Genomic DNA, 14,823 nt, shown 5'->3' on the forward strand with positions numbered 1-14,823 from the left:
ATCCGGCACGGCCCGCCCAACCAACGGCAGGTGCGCCCCGCCCCGCACCCGGCCTATGCTCGGGGTTTCCCAACGCTCCAGGATCAACGATGCGCAAGCACCTGCTCGCCGCCGCCCTGCTCGCCGGCCTGGCCGGTTGCCAGGACGGCCAAGCCCCCACCGCTCCGACCGCCAGCACCGAGCAGGCCGGCCAGAGCCAGGCCGACGCCCAGTTCGCCGAACTGTCGAAGAAGGCGCTGGATACCTGGATGCAGCTGTCCCCGGTCAGCGCCACCCAGATCGGCGACCACCGCTACGACGGCGAGCTCGACGACCTCAGCGCCGACGGGCAGAAGAAGAGCCTGGAAGCCAGCAAGGCCCTGCTCGCCGACCTGGACAAGGTCGACGTCAGCAAGCTCGGCCGCGAGAACCAGGTCGACGCCGCGATCCTGCGCAACCAGTTGCAGTCCGATATCTGGAACAACGAAACCCTGCAGTCCTGGCAGTGGGATCCGCAGGTCTACAACGGCCTGGCCGGCAGTGCCATCTATGGCCTGATGGCCCGCGAGTTCGCGCCGCTGCCCGAGCGCCTGAAGTCGGCTACCGCGCGCATCGAGAAGATCCCGCAGATCTTCGCCGCCGCACGTGCCAACCTGGACCCGGCCCGCGTGCCGAAGATCCACGCCGAGACCGTTGCCAAGCAGAACAAGGGCATCCTCAGCCTGGTCGAGACCTTCATCACGCCCAACATCGGCCAGCTCGAGGCCGCCGACCAGCAGCGCCTGACCGCTGCCATCGACGCCCTCAACAAGGCCGTGGCCGAGCAGCAGGAATGGCTGGACAAGACCCTGGTGCCGAACGCCAAGGGCGATTTCCGCATCGGTGCGGAGAAGTACGACCAGAAGCTGAAGTTCTCGCTCAACTCCTCGCTCTCGCGCGCCGAGATCGGCGAGCGTGCCCGCGCCGAGCTGACCCGCGTGCGCGCGGACATGTACGGCATCGCCCAGCAGGTGCTGAAGGACAAGCCGGGCGCACCGGAAATGCCGGCCAACCCGACCGACGACCAGCAGCAGAAGGCCATCGAGGCCGCACTGGAACTGGCCTATGCCGACAAGCCGGCGCGCGACAAGGTGGTCGACGACGCCAAGGCCTCGCTGGCCCAGTCCACCGAGTTCGTGCGCACGCATGACCTGATGACCCTGCCCGATGCACCGGTGGACATCATCCTGATGCCGGAGTTCCAGCGCGGCGTGGCCGTGGCCTACTGCGACTCGCCCGGCCCGCTGGACAAGAACCTGAAGACCTTCTACGCCGTCTCGCCGATCCCGGACGACTGGAACGACAAGCAGGTTGACTCGTTCCTGCGCGAGTACAACAGCCGCATGATCCACCTGCTGTCGATCCACGAAGGCACGCCGGGCCATTACCTGGAAGGCTGGCACTCGGGCAAGTTCCCGTCCACGCTGCGCGCCGTGCTGCGTTCGGGCCTGTTCGCCGAAGGCTGGGCGGTGTACACCGAGCGCATGATGCAGGAACAGGGCTACCTGGATAACGACCCGCTGTTCCACCTGGTGCAGCTGAAGTTCTACCTGCGCACGATCTCCAACGCCATCCTCGACCAGGGCGTGCACGTGGACAACTGGAGCCGCGAGCAGGCCATGCACCTGATGACCCACGACGCCTTCCAGCAGGAAAGCGAAGCGGCCGGCAAGTGGGTGCGTGCGCAGCTGACCTCGGCACAGCTGCCGACCTACTTCGTCGGTGCGCAGGAGCACTTCGACACCCGCAAGGCGGTGCAGGACAAGCAGGGGGCCAACTTCAACCTGAAGGCCTACCACGACCAGATCCTGTCCTACGGCGCACCGCCGGTGCGTTTCGCCCGCCAGCTGATGCTGGACCAGCCGATCCAGTAAGCACGCGGCCGGCTGTACGTCCCCTGCCAACGCCCGGGTTCTCCCGGGCGTTGGCTTTTCCGGCAGGCGTCCGCACGCACGGACCGCTCGCAGACGGTGGTGTAATGCCTCCCCTGCCCGTCCCGAGGCGTACCGCCATGAACCTTGCCGCCGTCGAGATCAAGGCCTCCGTTCCCACGCGCGAGCTCGTCCGGTCCATGGCGTTCCACAGTATGCTGGGCTTCTAGATCCCGTGGTCTTCCGACGCGCTGGCCTACGTGCGGCACGGTGGCACCCGCTTCCTGCTGCAGCCGTTCTTCGTGGCCGAGCATGCCGGCAATTTCATGATGCACCTGCGGGTGGAAAACGCCGATGACTGGCATCAGCACGTGCGGGAAAGCGGCGTGATCGAGCACTTCCAGACCCGGGTGGGCGAGATTGCCGACCCGCCGTGGGACATGCGCGACTTCACGCTGGTCGATCCAGCCGGCGTGCTGTGGCGCATCGGGCACAACCTCTGAGCCATCACCGGCCATTGCCGATGCACTGGATGGACGGGCATCACGCGCGTAGCATCGCTGCGTCATGACCACGCTCGACACCCGCCTTCCGCCACCGATCGTGCTGTTGCTGTGCGGCCTGCTCGCCTGGCTGTGTGCCCACCAACTGCCGGGCTTCGCCTTTTCCCTGCCGATGCGGGTCACCATCGTCACCGTGACGGCGACCGCCGGGGTACTGCTCAACCTGGTGCCCAAGCTGCTGTTCCAGCGCGCCGGCACCACGGTCAACCCACTACGCCCGCAGCGTACGGCGCACCTGGTGACGCACGGCGTCTACCGCTTCACCCGCAACCCCATGTACCTGGGCCAGGCGCTGGTCCTGCTGGCCGCCTGCCTGTGGCTGCGCAATGCCGTCGCACTCGGGGTGGTCCCTGTCTTCATCGCCTACGTCACGCGCTTCCAGATCCTCCCCGAGGAACGTCATCTGGCACAGCGCTTCGGCCCTGCCTTCGACGCCTTCCGTACCCGCACGCGACGCTGGCTGTAAGGTCCTCACCCCTGAAGGAATGCTGTATGCCCCTCGACCGTGAACAACTGCTGCGCCAGGCGAACGCCGTCCTCGACTGGAACCGCCGGCATCTGAATGCCACCTCGGTGCTGAGCGAAGCGCAGGTTGGCGAATGCTTCGCCGAGCACTTCGTGGTCGAGCCGAATGGGCGCCACTACGCCGCCAGCCGTGCCGACTACCTGGCCTTCCTCAACGGCATGAAGGCCGGCATGGCGGGCATCAACTACGACGTCGACCACGCGCTGGCCGATGGCGATGCCGTCACCCTGTCGATGCGGGCGCACATCGCCTACGGCGACGGCCGCCGCGAACACTTCCGCGCGATGCTGCTGATGCGCTTCGACGCGGATGGCAAGGTCGTGCTGTGGCACGAGGTCTACGTCCCCCTGCCGGCAGCCACCTGACGTCGGCAGTACTGCACAACCCGCATCGCCGTGGTGGCCTCATCCACCACCGCAGGATGAGCCACAACCACCGAGGCACCATGGAAACGATCGATTGGAATGACTTCACCAAGGTCGAACTGCGCGTCGGCCGCATCATTGCCGCCGAACCGTTCGCCGAAGCCCGCAAGCCTGCCTACAAGCTGCAGGTCGACTTCGGCCCGGAACTGGGCGTGCGCAAGTCCAGCGCCCAGATCACCGCCCTGTACGACCCCGCCACGCTGGTTGGCAAGCAAGTGGTGGCGGTGGTCAATTTCCCGCCCAAGCAGATCGGCCCGATCATGTCCGAATGCCTGGTCACCGGCTTCCACGATGCCGAGGGCCGGGTCAGCCTGTGCGTGCCCGAGCACGACGTCCCGCTGGGCACGCGGCTGCTGTGAGGCCGCCGGTGGATCCCGACGGCGCCCTCACGCCGTCGGCCGATACTGTGCGGCAACCACGTACCCACCACTGACCGGCAGAAACCACACATGGGCAAGGGCAGGCTTGAAGCATTCAGTGATGGGGTCCTGGCCATCATCATCACCATCATGGTGCTGGAGGTGAAAACGCCGGAGGGCGGCACCCTGCAGGCCTTGCGCCCGCTGATCCCCACCCTGCTGGCCTACCTGCTCAGCTTCATCTACGTGGGCATCTACTGGAACAACCATCACCACCTGCTGCAGGCCTGCAAGCGCATCTCCGGCAGCGTGCTGTGGGCCAACCTGCACCTGCTGTTCTGGTTGTCGCTGCTGCCGTTCGCCACGCGCTGGATGGATGACTACTACCTGCTGCCGCTGCCTACCGCCGCCTACGGCGGTGTACTGCTGGCCGCGGCCATCGCCTATGCATTCCTGCAACAACGCATCGTTGCCGCCGAAGGCCGGGAGTCGACCCTGCGCGAGGTACTCGGCCGGGACTGGAAGGGAAAACTGTCGCCGCTGCTCTACCTCACCGGCATCGGCGTCAGTTTCGTGCAGGTGCATGTCGCGCAGGCGATCTACGTCGGCGTGGCACTGATGTGGCTGATCCCCGACCGTCGCATCGAGCGCGGGCTGGCCGTCGACCCTCCCGCCCCCTGATCCTGGCCGGCAGGCCCGTGCGATCATGCGCCGACCCGGACACTGGCAGCGGCATGAACGACACCCCCGATGAACTGGAGCAGATCCATCACCGCGCCTATGCCGCGGTGGATGATGGCGCGCTGGAAGACGCCGCACGCGATTTCGGCACCCTGCTCCAGCATCACCCGGACAACCGCTACTACCACTACATGCAGGGGCTGGTGCACAAGTACCTGCTGGACTGGCCCACCTCGCTGCGGCACAACCTGCAGGTCATCGTCCTGAACGAGGAACACGGCCAGGCCGAGCATTGGAACGCGGCCATCGCCGCCACCGCGCTCGGCCGCTGGGACACCGTGCGTGAACTATGGACCGCCTGCGGCATCGCCCTGCCCGGCACCGAAGGCCCGATCGATGGCGACTTCGGCGTGGCCGTGGTTCGCCTGAACCCCTGGCAGGGTGGCGAGACCGTCTTCGTGCGCCGCGTTGATCCGGTGCGCGCACGCGTGCTCAACGTACCGCTGCCGGAAAGCGGCCACCGCTTCGGCGACATCGTGCTGCACGATGGTGCGTCGACCGGCAGCCGCTTCGACGGCGAGCGCGAGGTGCATGTGTTCAACCAGTTGGGCCGGCTGGTGCCGTCGTTGTTCCAGACCTTCGTGGTGTTCGTTCGCGCCGATGGCCAGGACGACCTGGATGCGCTGCTGCGGGCGACCGTGCCCGGCATCGGCCACGCCGAGGACTGGACGCGCAGCATCCGCCACTACTGCCTGCGTTGCAGTTACGGTGCGCCGCATCAGCACGCCGCACAGGAAGACGCCGCGTGGCAGTCCGAGCGCAACCTTGGCATCGCCGCGCAGAGCCGCAGGTCGGTGGAGAAGCTGCTCAGGGATTGGGCCGATGGCCATGCCGGGCGTCACGTTGACGCCATCGAAACACGCGAATGCGCGCCCCCGCCCCCGGTGGCCGTCAGCGCCTGGTGGCAGTCCCTCGAGGACGAGGGTGAAGAAGACGACGCGGACGAGGAAGAATGAGTCAACGGGCGCAGCGTTGATCGCAGCGCCCGTTGCCACTCACGCGCCTGCGAACACCGGCTCCAGCAGTTCGAATGTGCCGGCATCGGCGTCCATCGCCACCTTGCCGCCGACCGGCACGATGAACTGCTCGCGGATGTGGCCGATCATCGCACCGCGATAGGCCGGGATCTTCAGCGGCAGGATGTAGTCGTCGAAGATCTGGTCCAGCGTCAGCGAGCCGTAACCGTCGCCCGGCGTGCAATCGGTGCATTCGCCGAAGATGAAGCCGGCGACCTTGTCCAGCGCGCCCATCAGCTTCAACGTGCTGAACATGCGGTCGATGCGGTAAGGCGCCTCTTCCACGTCCTCCAGGAACAGGATCTTGCCGGTGAAGTCCGGCAGGTACGGCGACCCGGCCAAGGCGGTCAGCACGGTGAGGTTGCCGCCGACCAACTCGCCTTGGGCCGTGCCACCGCGCAGGGTCAGCGTGCGGTGGCGGCGCGGCACCAGCTCGTCGTCGGCATCCACCACCGGGTTCTGGTAGTGCATCAGCTCGCGCTTGAAGAACAGGCGCTCGAACTGGTCGGCGTTGAAGCGGTTCCAGGTGCCCGAGCCGATCTGCCCATGGAACGTCACCAACCCGGTCCGGGCCTGGATGGCGCTGTGCAGGGCGGTGATGTCCGAGTAACCCAGCAGGATCTTGGGGTTGGCGCGGATGCGGGCGTAGTCCAGCAGCGGCAGCAGCCGCGCGGCACCGGAGCCACCCCGCACGCAGACGATCGCCTTGACCTGCGTGTCGGCGAACATCGCGTTGAGGTCACCGGCGCGCTCGGCATCGGTACCGGCCAGGTGGCCATGGCGCGCGTCGTAGTGTGCGCCGGTCTTCACCTTCAGGCCGAACGCTTCCATCGCTTCGCGCGCCAGCTGCAGGCTCAATCGATCGCTGCTGGCCGAGGACGGGCTGACCAGCCCGACGGTGTCGCCCTTGTTCAGGGCCGGCGGCAGCAGACGCCCACGCGGCGCTGCCATCGCGCCCTGCAGGCCGAGCAGCGGCAGCGTGGCTGCCAGGGCGGTACCACCGATGAAACGCCGTCTATCCATGTTGCTGCCTGCTACCGGGAGTCAGCACAAGAGTAACAGCGCGCCGCGGTAGAGCGGAGCCACGCTCCGCTGCGGCCCTGCCGATACTGCAGGCTTCGTGCCGAGCATCGCTCGGCACTACCCGCTTCGATTACATGTTGCGGCGGTACTCGCCCCCCACGTCGTACAAGGCATGGCTGATCTGCCCCAGGCTGTGGGTCTTGACCGCCTCGATCAACGCTTCGAACACATTGCGGCGATCACGCGCGGTCTTCTGCAGATATGCCAGGCCATGGCCGTCATGCACATCGCTTTCATCAGCCGCCACGCCTTCAACCTCATGCGAATGCGAGGTCTCGCCGGCCGGTGCCAGCGCGTTGCGGTTGCGCTGCCAGTTGTGCACGTTCTCGATCTGCTGGCCCTTCTCTTCCTCGGTCGAGCGGATCAGCTCGATCTCGGTGGCCACCTCGCCGGCATGCTCCTTGGGCAGGAACATGTTGACGCCGACCAGCGGCAGGCTACCGTCGTGCTTCTTGTGCTCGTAATACAGCGACTCCTCCTGGATCTTGCCGCGCTGGTACATGGTGTCCATCGCGCCCAGCACGCCACCGCGCTCGCTGATCGCCTCGAACTCCTTGTACACGGCTTCCTCGACGATGTCGGTCAGCTTGTCGACGATGAAACTGCCCTGCCACGGGTTCTCGCAGAAGTTCAGCCCCAGCTCCTTGTTGATGATCATCTGGATCGCCACCGCGCGGCGCACGCTCTCCTCGGTCGGCGTGGTGATCGCCTCGTCGTAGGCGTTGGTGTGCAGGCTGTTGCAGTTGTCGAACAGCGCATACAGCGCCTGCAACGTGGTGCGGATGTCGTTGAACTGGATCTCCTGCGCGTGCAGCGAGCGGCCGGAGGTCTGGATGTGGTACTTCATCATCTGGCTGCGTTCGTTGGCGCCATAACGCTCGCGCATCGCCCGCGCCCAGATGCGGCGCGCCACGCGGCCGATCACGGTGTACTCCGGGTCCATTCCGTTGGAGAAGAAGAACGACAGGTTGGGCGCGAAGTCATCGATCTTCATGCCACGCGCCAGGTAGTACTCGACGATGGTGAAACCGTTGGACAAGGTGAAGGCCAACTGGCTGATCGGGTTCGCGCCGGCTTCGGCGATGTGATAGCCGGAGATCGACACCGAGTAGAAGTTGCGCACCTTGTGGTCGACGAAGTACTGCTGGATGTCGCCCATCATCCGCAACGCGAACTCGGTGGAGAAGATGCAGGTGTTCTGCGCCTGGTCTTCCTTGAGGATGTCCGCCTGCACGGTGCCGCGCACGGTGGACAGCGTCTCGGCCTTGATGCGCGCGTAGGTGTCGGCATCGACCAGCTGGTCACCGGTGACACCCAGCAGCGCCAGGCCCAGGCCGTTGTTGGTTGGCGGCAGTTCGCCGTGGTACTGCGGTCGGGTGCGCCCTTCGAAGATCCTCGCGATCTTCGCCTCGGCCTCGGCCCAGCGCACCGGGTCTTCCTGCAGGTACTTCTCGACCTGCTGGTCGATGGCGGTGTTCATGAACATCGCCAGGATCATCGGCGCCGGGCCATTGATGGTCATCGACACCGAGGTGGTCGGCGCGCACAGGTCGAAGCCGGAGTACAGCTTCTTCATGTCGTCCAGCGTGGGGATGTTGACGCCGGAGTTGCCGATCTTGCCGTAGATGTCCGGGCGCGGCGCCGGGTCCTCGCCATACAGCGTCACGCTGTCGAAGGCGGTGGACAGGCGCGCGGCCGGCTGGCCGACGCTGAGGTAATGGAAGCGGCGGTTGGTGCGCTCGGGCGTGCCTTCGCCGGCGAACATGCGGATCGGGTCCTCGCCGCTGCGGCGGTACGGGTAGACGCCGCCGGTGTACGGGTACGAGCCCGGCAGGTTCTCCTTCTGCAGGAACACCAGCAGCTCGCCCCAGCTGCGGTAGGTGGGCGCGGCGATCTTGGGAATCTGCTGGTGGCTGAGCGACTCGCGGTAGTTCTCCACGCGGATGGTCTTGCCGCGCACCTGGTACTCATTGACCGGCTCGGTGATCGATTTCAGGCGTGCGGGCCACTCGCGCAACAGGCGCAGTGCTTCGGAATCGAGCGACTGCACGGCATCGTTGTAGCGCTGGCGCAGGGTGCGGATGCTGTTGTCGGCAGCGGCGTCGGTCAGGGCATCGGCCGGGTACAGGTCGAGCGCGCCCGGCAATGCCGCATCACCCAGTTCCTTCAGCGCCTGCCACAGGCTCTGCGCACGCTCGGCCACCTCGGCCTGCGAGTCGATGCGGGCGTTGATGCCACGGCCCTGCTCGGCGATCTCGGCCAGGTAGCGCACACGGCTGCCCGGGATCAGCACGGTGGCGCGCGGCTCCTTGAGCGTCGTATCGATGCGCGGCTGCAGCCCGGTGTCGGCCTTGACCTTCTCGCGCAGCAGGCGGCACAGGTTGGCGAACATCCAGCTGATGCCCGGGTCGTTGAACTGGCTTGCGATGGTCGGGTAGACCGGCACGTCCTCGTCCTTCATCGTGAAGGCGGTGCGGTTGCGCTTCCACTGCTTGCGCACGTCGCGCAGCGCATCCTCGGCGCCGCGCTTGTCGAACTTGTTGAGCACCACCAGCTCGGCGTAATCGAGCATGTCGATCTTTTCCAGCTGGCTCGGCGCACCGAAATCGCTGGTCATCACGTACATCGGGAAATCGACCAGGTCGACGATCTCCGAATCGCTCTGGCCGATACCAGCGGTCTCGACGATCACCAGATCGAACTGCAGCGACTTCAGGAAGCCGATGCAATCGCGCAGCACGGTGTTGATCGCCGCGTGCTGGCGGCGGGTGGCCATCGAGCGCATGTACACGCGCTTGGAGCGCAGCGAGTTCATGCGGATGCGGTCGCCCAGCAGCGCGCCACCGGTGCGGCGGCGGGTCGGGTCCACCGAGATCACGGCGATGCGCATCTGCGGGAAGCTGGCCAGGAAGCGGTTGAGCAGCTCGTCGGTCACCGAGGACTTGCCGGCGCCGCCGGTGCCGGTGATGCCCACCACCGGCGTCCTGCCGGAGGCCAGCTGCCACTGCTTGCGCAGGTGCGCCAGCTCCGCCTCGGAATGGTCGCCGTCCTCCAGCTGCGACAGCACCCGACCGATGCCGATCTCGTCCTCGATCGCCGGGGCGGTGTCGCCGGACTCCACCGCGCGGGCGTCGCGCGCCTTGCCCGCGCGCGCCACCACGTCCTCGATCATCTCCACCAGCCCCATCTTCATGCCGTCGTTGGGGTGGTAGATGCGCTCCACGCCGTAGGCCTGCAGCTCGCGGATCTCCTCGGGGGTGATGGTGCCGCCGCCACCGCCGAACACCTTGATGTGGCCGGCCCCACGCTCCCTGAGCATATCGACCATGTACTTGAAGTACTCCACGTGGCCGCCCTGGTAGGAGGACAGCGCGATCGCGTCGGCGTCCTCCTGCAGCGCCGCCCGCACCACATCCTCGACGCTGCGGTTGTGGCCCAGGTGGATGACCTCCGCGCCCTGCGCCTGGATCAGGCGGCGCATGATGTTGATCGCCGCGTCGTGGCCATCGAACAGGCTGGCGGCGGTGACGAAGCGCAGCGGGGTGGACTCCGGCTGGACTTGCGGGAGCTGGGAGGCGGGAGTACTCATGGGCCGTGCAACATCCGGTTTCTGTTGAAACCGATGATAGAACCGCGCGCGCGGCAGGTCAGGTTGCAGCGCAGCGTGACCTTTTCGCCGTTTGCGCTATCGGGTGATGGCGACGCGCCCTGTCTGGGCAAAGCCAAGCGCCCAGTCAGGTACTACCGTCCTGAACATTCCCCTACCGGGAATGGATTAGAATGGCGGCCCGCGACCCCCGTCCTGCACACGAGGAAGTCGCATTTTTTGTTTTCCGGCCTGCTGTTTGCCTGCAGGATCACTGACGTTGTGGCAACAAACGCCATCGGAGCTTCCATGCTTTTCGAAACCCTCGAGACTTCCGGCCATGAACAGGTCGTGTTCTGCCAGAACCGCGAAGCCGGCCTGAAGGCAATCATCGCCATCCACAACACCACCCTCGGCCCGGCGCTGGGCGGGGTGCGCATGCGCCCCTACGCCAACACCGACGACGCCCTGCGCGACGTGCTGCGGCTCAGCCGGACCATGACCTACAAGAACGCGCTGGCCGGGCTGAACGTCGGCGGCGGCAAGGCGGTGATCATCGGCGACCCGCGCACCGACAAGAGCGAGGTGCTGTTCCGCGCCTTCGGCCGCCAGGTCGAGGCCCTGGGCGGGCGCTACATCACCGCCGAGGACGTCGGCACCGACGTCAACGACATGGAGAACATCTACCTGGAGACCGGCTACGTCACCGGCGTCCACCAGGTCCATGGCGGCTCCGGCGATCCGGCCCCGTTCACCGCCTATGGCGCCCTGCAGGCACTGATGGCCTCGGTCAAGCGCCAGTTCGGGCACGAGGAGATCGGCAAGCTCGGCATCGCCGTGCAGGGCCTGGGCCATATCGGCATGGAGCTGGTGAAGCTGCTGCGCGAGCGCGGCGCCAAGCTGTACGTGACCGACCTGGACCCGGTGCTGGTGCAGCGCGCGGTCAGCGAGTACGGCTGCGAGGCAGTCAAGCCCGACGCCATCTACGATGTCGCCGCCGACGTGCTGGCGCCCTGCGCGATGGAAGGCGCGATCGACATGGCCACGCTGGACCGGCTCAAGGTCAAGGTCATCTGCGGCACCGCCAACAACCAGCTGGCCAGCCATGCGGTGGGCGACGAGCTGTACAAGCGCGGCGTGCTGTGGGCCCCGGATTACGCGGTCAACGCCGGCGGCGTGATGAATGTGTCGCTGGAGATCGACGGCTACAACCGCGAACGCGCGATGCGCCTGATCCGCAGCATCTACCACAACCTCGGCAGGATCTTCGACCAGTCCGAGCGTGAGGATGTCTCCCCGCAGCGCGCGGCCGACCGCATCGCCGAAGCCCGGCTGGAAGCCATCGGCAAGCTGAAGATGCCGATGGGCCGTTCCACCCCGCGGATGAACCGCCTGCGCGGCGAGTAAGGCGCAACCTCCCCTGAGGGAGCGGGATGACAGGGCGGCAACTGCCCACGCGGCGCCTGGCCTCGGCTCAGGGGCTGATGAAGGAAGTAAGGAGAGGAGGCATTCCGGCCTCCCCGTCCATCGCCCCTCCATTGGCCTGCGCTCTTCTGCATTGCTGCAGCGCGGCCCAAGGCGAAGGCGATGCTGCCTTCGCCCCTGCCCCTTCCCCCAAGCCCTCAGAAAGCCTGGGAGAGCCGTAGCGACACCTGCTGGATGTCCTTTCGCGTTCCAAACCGCTGGTCGTAGCCCAAGAACAGCCGCGTGTTACGCGACAACCACGAATCCAGCGACAAGCCAAGCAGCCCCCCCGAGCGTGCCGGCTGCAGACCCGCCAACGGCGCCCATGCGTCGATACCGACAAAGCCTGCATCCAGCACCATGCCATTGGCGGAAAACGCGTGTTGCCATTCGGCGTAGCCGTTGACCGCCAATCCGCGCCACAGATACTGCCCACGTACACCCGCCAGCGCCTGTGTACGGTTGCTGCTCCAGCCCCCGGCTTGCAGGCCGAAGCCGTAGCCCCCCTGCTCGCGGAAGGCATCGTTGTCGATACGGGTGTACTCGGCCGCCAGATAGGGCGTGAGTGACACGCTGCCCTGCCCGCCCAGACGGTAGCCTCCCTCCACGCTGCCAGACAGGAAGTTACCGCTGTACCGCGCATGCACGCCGGCACGTTCATTGCCCAGCAGCAGGTTGCGATCCATCTCGCGCTGGTACTGGCCAAAGCCGGCCTGGCCCAACACGTACGCCTGGCCCATGCGCCAACCGGCGTACAACTGGGACTGGGCCTGTCGATCCCGGCTGCGGTCCTGCGCGCCACCCGCCGTGGTGCTGGCACGGGTTTCGCCGAAAGCGAAACCCAGTACGCCACCGCCGATACCGATCTCCTGTCCCATCATCCAACCACTTGCGTTGTAGTCATTGCCCAGATATCCCCCTTGGCCAGTTCCTCCCAACGAGCGCATCCAGCTCGCCGGGTTCGGCCCGTTGCCGGTGCTCTGTGCGAACTGGGTGGAGAGCGCCCGCCGGTTCATGTCGATGCTGTCGAAGGTCATCACCGTGGCTGCCGCGTGCGCCTGGCCGGACAGACTTTCGAGTGTCCGGTTCAATGCCTGCACATCCGGCACTCGCTGCACCTGGGCTGCAGCGGAAATGAAGTCATGGTCAACCACCACGTTCCTGTCGGGAGCGACCGGCTGCAGCACCGCATCAATCGCCTGGAATGCCCCCTCGACGCGACGCGCGGCCGATAACGACGCAGGGCTGATGTCCGCCATCCGCAGCGCGGTGGTGGCCACATCGGCGCGGTCCACATCCAGCCATACCCGATCAGCTCCATATCCCACTGTCGCATCCAGCAGGAGCCCGGCGTTGTATCCCTGCCAGGCAAACTCCCCGTTGACACCGCCATCGGCGATCAGGATTTCGGTCTTGTGCCGCGCTATGTAACCAGGCGCCAGCCCATGGATGTACAGACCGCCATCCAACGTCGCACTGCCCTCGATGTGCAGCGGGTCGGTCCCCAGATACGTCCAGTATTCACCGGTGGCGGATTGGGTGAAATCGCCCCCCAGCGTGGTATGGGAGAAATCGCGGTTGAAGAAGACTCCGTTGTTGACGACGTCACCGTTCAAACGGGTTTCGACCTGCACGTGCTCGGCCGAGTTGATCTGCATCACGCCGTTGTTGATCACACCACCCTGCAACGTCACTTCCCATGCATACAGGTAGGAACCCTTCCCCACGGTAACGTCGGACACGAGGCTGCCGTTCACCGAAACCGTGGCACCACCGGTGATGGCAAGCCCACCCGTGAACGTGTGCTGCCCACTCAGTGAAAGCGTGGGATCTTCCACGCCATCGACCACTTCACCACCGCCATCGATGGTCAGGCCACCCGCTCCACTGATGCTGTTCCACCACGGCTCCGAGTTTCCCTTGGGCAGAACGACATGCACATCGCCCCAGTCCAGCCTGGCCGGCCCGCGCATGGACTTGCCGACGTTCAGCAGACCGTACCCGAACACGGCATCCGGCCCCGGCGCGCCCAGGTCGGTGGCCGATCCCAGCAACGTCTGCCGCACCAGGTCGTTGTTGAAATAGGGGTACTTCTGCCACACCAATGCTGCGGCACCGGACACCAACGGCGCGGCGAACGATGTACCGCTGTTGTATTGATAGCGCAGGTTGCCCGTGGTGCTGTCATGGCTGACGTACGCCGCCGTACCCGGTGCGACCAGACAGTAGTTCTTCGCCACACCGCAGGCATTGGAGTAGGACGCCAGCTGTGTCGGATTGGCGGTATCGAGCGCGGCCACGGCCAGCCAGCCTCGTTCCAGGTCCGCCGCAGGCAGCGTGCCGTTGGGCCCCGGCTGGCTCGGCAGCGCAGCCATGCTGGAAGGATTGGTGCGAGACTCGTTGCCGGTGGCAAACACCACCAGCCCGTCATTGTCGATGATGAAGGGCCGGTATTCGGCGGCGATGGGCGCGGTCGCGGTGGGCCGGGTCCAATACAGCCCTCCCCAGGAGTTGTTCATGATCCGCACGCCGGCACGGATCAGGTCCTCATGGATCGGGGCGAAGCCCAGTGCACCGTCCACTTCGTTGCCCTGCCCCGAGCCATCGTCGGTAGGCCGCTCGTCGGCGATGATCCGCGCCGAGACGATCTGCGCCCCCGGCGCGATGCCGCCCGGCCAGGAGCCGGTGGGTGCGCCCGCGGCCAACTCCGCCACGGCCGTGCCATGCCCCACCACATCATCCACATTGGCATTGTTCCGCTCGGGGTCCAGGTAGAAGTAGCTGGCGACCACACGCCCCGCCAACGCAGGGTGATTGCGCATCACCCCCGAGTCGACCACACCGATACGGATGCCAGCACCGTTGTAAGCCCCCCCTCGCCCATCCCACGCATTGGTCAGCGCAAGATGTGCATCAATGGCCGGCTGGGGAATGACTGGCGGCGTTACCGGTGGCGTAACCGGTGGCGTCGTGGGCGGTGGACTCACCGGTGGTGGTGGGTTGGATTTGCTTCCGCCACCGCCCCCACAGCCCGTCAGCGCCAGCAGCAGCGCCACGGCCAACAGATTGACTTGCGCATTGGTCCCCATTCCCACTCTCCCCGTAGTGACATCACCAATTCAGGTATTCGCCGCATCAGGCTACGGCACCCCCACCTTCTATACTGCAACG

The 14,823-nt window shown here is 66.1% G+C and carries 11 protein-coding genes; 8 read left to right on the forward strand and 3 right to left on the reverse strand.

Going from position 1 to position 14,823, the window contains the following annotated elements; translation table 11 throughout:
• The first annotated feature begins 89 nt into the window (after positions 1-89).
• From AC06FE_RS02705 to AC06FE_RS02735, 7 genes are all read left to right on the forward strand, one after another.
• Positions 90-1,892 carry a DUF885 domain-containing protein gene (locus AC06FE_RS02705; RefSeq protein WP_132865162.1) on the forward strand — a complete coding sequence of 601 codons (1,803 nt, stop codon included), beginning with the start codon at positions 90-92 and terminating at the stop codon, positions 1,890-1,892.
• 257 nt (positions 1,893-2,149) lie between these two features.
• On the forward strand, positions 2,150-2,392 hold the full coding sequence (locus AC06FE_RS02710; protein WP_478072170.1) for a VOC family protein: 243 nt from the start codon (positions 2,150-2,152) through the stop codon (positions 2,390-2,392).
• 64 nt (positions 2,393-2,456) lie between these two features.
• Complete coding sequence (locus tag AC06FE_RS02715) at positions 2,457-2,918, forward strand: methyltransferase family protein (protein ID WP_478072171.1); 462 nt, start codon at positions 2,457-2,459, stop codon at positions 2,916-2,918.
• A 26-nt stretch (positions 2,919-2,944) separates the two neighbouring features.
• Positions 2,945-3,343, forward strand: a complete 399-nt coding sequence (locus AC06FE_RS02720) for a nuclear transport factor 2 family protein (RefSeq protein WP_478072172.1) — start codon at positions 2,945-2,947, stop codon at positions 3,341-3,343.
• A gap of 80 nt (positions 3,344-3,423) precedes the next feature.
• A complete protein-coding gene (locus AC06FE_RS02725) occupies positions 3,424-3,762 on the forward strand; it encodes a tRNA-binding protein (protein ID WP_132865165.1) in 339 nt (112 codons plus the stop codon).
• A gap of 90 nt (positions 3,763-3,852) precedes the next feature.
• Positions 3,853-4,443 (forward strand): TMEM175 family protein, encoded by a 591-nt coding sequence (locus tag AC06FE_RS02730; RefSeq protein ID WP_478072173.1) that lies wholly within the window; start codon positions 3,853-3,855, stop codon positions 4,441-4,443.
• A gap of 53 nt (positions 4,444-4,496) precedes the next feature.
• Entirely contained in the window at positions 4,497-5,459 is a 963-nt protein-coding gene (locus AC06FE_RS02735; protein WP_478072174.1) for a tetratricopeptide repeat protein, read from the forward strand.
• Between the two features lie 39 nt (positions 5,460-5,498).
• Here the strand turns inward: AC06FE_RS02735 and AC06FE_RS02740 are convergent, their stop codons facing one another.
• Together AC06FE_RS02740 and AC06FE_RS02745 are read right to left on the reverse strand one after the other, a co-directional pair.
• A complete protein-coding gene (locus tag AC06FE_RS02740) occupies positions 5,499-6,542 on the reverse strand; it encodes a S66 peptidase family protein (RefSeq protein ID WP_478072175.1) in 1,044 nt (347 codons plus the stop codon).
• Between the two features lie 130 nt (positions 6,543-6,672).
• Positions 6,673-10,191, reverse strand: a complete 3,519-nt coding sequence (locus tag AC06FE_RS02745) for a methylmalonyl-CoA mutase family protein (RefSeq protein WP_478072176.1) — start codon at positions 10,189-10,191, stop codon at positions 6,673-6,675.
• Between the two features lie 306 nt (positions 10,192-10,497).
• Here AC06FE_RS02745 and AC06FE_RS02750 point away from each other — a divergent pair, with 306 nt between their 5' ends.
• On the forward strand, positions 10,498-11,595 hold the full coding sequence (locus AC06FE_RS02750) for a Glu/Leu/Phe/Val family dehydrogenase (RefSeq protein WP_132865170.1): 1,098 nt from the start codon (positions 10,498-10,500) through the stop codon (positions 11,593-11,595).
• Positions 11,596-11,810: 215 nt separating this feature from the next.
• On the opposite strand, the gene AC06FE_RS02755 is transcribed toward AC06FE_RS02750, so the two are convergent.
• Positions 11,811-14,741, reverse strand: coding sequence for a S8 family peptidase (locus tag AC06FE_RS02755; protein ID WP_478072177.1), 2,931 nt, complete (start codon positions 14,739-14,741; stop codon positions 11,811-11,813).
• Between the last annotated feature and the right edge of the window lie 82 nt (positions 14,742-14,823).

The organism is Stenotrophomonas sp. Steno-C18, from assembly GCF_056393195.1.

Coding starts and splice junctions, on each gene's coding strand:
- AC06FE_RS02740 (WP_478072175.1), bottom strand. CDS start 6,542: ATGGATAGACGGCGTTTCATCGGTGGTACCGCCCTGGCAGCCACGCTG.
- AC06FE_RS02725 (WP_132865165.1), top strand. CDS start 3,424: ATGGAAACGATCGATTGGAATGACTTCACCAAGGTCGAACTGCGCGTC.
- AC06FE_RS02735 (WP_478072174.1), top strand. CDS start 4,497: ATGAACGACACCCCCGATGAACTGGAGCAGATCCATCACCGCGCCTAT.
- AC06FE_RS02755 (WP_478072177.1), bottom strand. CDS start 14,741: ATGGGGACCAATGCGCAAGTCAATCTGTTGGCCGTGGCGCTGCTGCTG.
- AC06FE_RS02750 (WP_132865170.1), top strand. CDS start 10,498: ATGCTTTTCGAAACCCTCGAGACTTCCGGCCATGAACAGGTCGTGTTC.
- AC06FE_RS02745 (WP_478072176.1), bottom strand. CDS start 10,191: ATGAGTACTCCCGCCTCCCAGCTCCCGCAAGTCCAGCCGGAGTCCACC.
- AC06FE_RS02705 (WP_132865162.1), top strand. CDS start 90: ATGCGCAAGCACCTGCTCGCCGCCGCCCTGCTCGCCGGCCTGGCCGGT.
- AC06FE_RS02720 (WP_478072172.1), top strand. CDS start 2,945: ATGCCCCTCGACCGTGAACAACTGCTGCGCCAGGCGAACGCCGTCCTC.
- AC06FE_RS02730 (WP_478072173.1), top strand. CDS start 3,853: ATGGGCAAGGGCAGGCTTGAAGCATTCAGTGATGGGGTCCTGGCCATC.
- AC06FE_RS02715 (WP_478072171.1), top strand. CDS start 2,457: ATGACCACGCTCGACACCCGCCTTCCGCCACCGATCGTGCTGTTGCTG.